The organism is Sphingobacterium sp. IITKGP-BTPF85 (assembly GCF_001006065.1).
Taxonomy (GTDB): domain Bacteria; phylum Bacteroidota; class Bacteroidia; order Sphingobacteriales; family Sphingobacteriaceae; genus Sphingobacterium; species Sphingobacterium anhuiense.
On record NZ_ASZT02000283.1, the window covers coordinates 1 to 2,015 of the forward strand.

At 37.0% G+C, this 2,015-nt stretch carries 2 protein-coding genes; both read left to right on the top strand.

Going from position 1 to position 2,015, the window contains the following annotated elements:
* Positions 1-531: TonB-dependent siderophore receptor (locus L950_RS34680; protein ID WP_410528163.1), on the top strand; the 531-nt coding region annotated here is incomplete at its 5' end.
* Positions 532-557: 26 nt separating this feature from the next.
* Positions 558-1,967, top strand: a complete 1,410-nt coding sequence (locus tag L950_RS25130) for a TonB-dependent siderophore receptor (protein WP_021189959.1) — start codon at positions 558-560, stop codon at positions 1,965-1,967.
* Positions 1,968-2,015: the final 48 nt, after the last annotated feature.

A 2,015-nucleotide genomic window follows, 5' to 3' on the forward strand; every position in this document is an offset into this window, starting at 1 on the left:
CTTGGTGCGAATAATATTTTCAAAAATGGTGCACGTACCAATAACGGTGGATCTATTGAAGCGAGTACTTTAGAGTCGGTAGAAATATTGAAAGGTAGTGCCGCATTATTATATGGTGGTGTAACTGGGGGTGCTGTCGTGAATTTAGTAACTAAGAAACCTAAATTTGAATATGGGGGTGAAGCTTCATTCCGTGTTGGAAGTTATGATTTTTACAAACCAACGGTTGATGTGTACGGGCCTATTTCAGATAAGGTTGCTTTCCGTGTAATCAGTACCTATGAAAAATCTGGAAGTTTTAGAGATCATGTCGACTCAAAAAGATTGTATGTCAATCCTTCTATTTTATATAAGATCAATGACCGTACGGATATCAACTTTATGTTTGATTACCTAAAAAGCGATTACACACCAGATTTTGGTATTGGATCGGTAGACGGTAAATTGAATCAGGATGTTGGTCGCAATACTTTTATGAATACCTTGTGGGCATATAATAAAACCAATACCACAAATGGCAGATCAACTTAAATCATCAGTTTAATGATAACTGGAAGTTGAATGCAATTGCGAGTTATCAAAGTTATGGACGTGATTACTACGGATCGGATAGGGTTCAAGCAAATGCACAGGGTATCGCGCCACGTAATTTGACGCGTTCAAAATCGGATGAACTTACTTTCAATCAGCAGTTGAATTTAACCGGAACTTTTAAAACAGGTGCTATCAAGCATAAGATCTTAATCGGAGCTGATGCTGATCAGTCTAATACAAAAGCATATGCATACTTTATAGACGGTATTAATTATTATGATAAGCAAGGGGCATTAAAAGTCAATGTTTATGATTCTATTTATGTCTTTAATCCGAGTGAAACGGCGGCTCATTTACCTTCTGGCAAAGGTTTGCGCACAGATATGCCTGGTGCAGAGTATTTGACCAGAACAACGACTAATATTTACCGTTATGGTGTATTTTTTCAAGATTTAATTGAAGTTTCGGAAAAATTCAAAGTATTAGCGGGATTACGTTATACTTACCAAAGAACTCCATATGCAGATAAATACACCTATGCAACTGGTGAAACAGAGGAAGTAAAGAACCTAGATGCAAACAAAAATGAACTTGGTGCTAAAGTTGATCAGGCATGGTCGCCAAAATTTGGTTTGATTTATCAACCGATTAAGAGCTCTAGTGTTTATGTAACTTACGCGAATAACTTCACATCAAACGCAGGTTATGATGTTGATTATAAGCCAATGGGGCCTTCAACGATTGATCAGTACGAAGCAGGTGTTAAAAATGATTTCTTCAATGGTCGTTTAACCCTGAATGCATCGGTTTACAGAATCAATAACAATCGCTTTGCTCAGCAATTATTGGTGAAATCTGATGGAACTGATAATGGTGATACAAACATGAAAGAGTTTTCTGGTAAAACATCTTCAGATGGAGTTGAAGTAGATGTAACTGGTTCTATCTTACCAGGACTAGATATCTTGGCCGGATACTCGTACAACTACATGCGCTATACGGAGACAAGTCCGATCACAAAGATCACGACTGTTGTCAACGGTAGTTCTAAAGTTACGGAGGTTTCTGGTAATGAGGAAGATGTGCGTCTGGTGGGAACAACAGCACATACAGCCAATGGAACTATTTTCTATACTTTGCAAAATGGTGGTGCTAAAGGTCTGAAATTTGGGGTTTCTGCATTTTACACTGGAAGAAGAAATGCCGGTTGGAATAATACAAAAATCAATGTGAGAGATGTTGTTGACCGTTTAATTACTGTTAGCCCATTCACAACAGTAGATATCTCTGCTGGTTATACATATAAAAAATGGAGCATTTTAGCTAAAATGTCTAATGTTAATAATGCTTTCAATTATTATATCCATGAAAACTACAGTGTGAATCCAATTCCTCCAAGAAGTTTCATGACAACATTGACGTATAAATTTTAAAATGTTTAGTTTGCTTATAGTTTATGTTAAAAGGGCCTCCATGGAGGC